General features: G+C 48.6%; 1 protein-coding gene. It reads left to right on the top strand.

Annotated features, from left to right (window positions below; genetic code table 11):
• Positions 1 to 587, top strand: a 587-nt coding sequence (locus tag HC175_RS16590) for a DnaJ C-terminal domain-containing protein (RefSeq protein ID WP_317172343.1), incomplete at both ends; no start/stop codon positions are given.

The following is a 587-nucleotide window of genomic DNA, read 5'->3' as shown; positions in this document are numbered from 1 at the left end:
AATACGACCAGTACGGCAAAGACTGGCAACATGCTGAAGAGTTTGAAAAACAAAAAGCACAACAGCAACAGTATCAGCGGCAATATTCCGGTGGCGGATTTGGAGGTGCAGAAAGCTTTAGTGGCGGCGGATTTGAACAGGGGGATTTTTCAGATTTTTTCGAATCCATGTTTGGCGGCGGAAGAACTTCAGGAGGACATCGCAGAACCACCCGCTTCCAGGGGCAGGATTACAACGCCGAACTGCACCTGAATCTTTCAGATATTTATAAGACTCAGAAGCAAACCATAACCGTCAACGGTAAGAACATTCGACTTACTCTCCCGGCCGGGGTGGAGAACGGGCAAACCATCAGGATCAAGGGATATGGTGGGGAAGGTATGAATGGTGGGCCCGCAGGCGACCTTTTTATTACTTTTGCCATTAATAATGATACTTCCTTTAAACGGGATGGCAAGGACCTCTACAAGGATGTGGACCTGGATATCTTTACTGCTGCCCTTGGAGGCGAGATCACCGTTGACACCTTCGACGGAAAGGCTAAACTGAAGATCAAGCCCGAAACCCAGAATGGCACAAAGGTGAAG

The sequence above is a fragment of the Salinimicrobium oceani genome (genome assembly GCF_012037645.1).
Note: the sequence above shows the minus strand (reverse complement) of the source record. Positions and strands in the feature narration are given on the sequence as shown.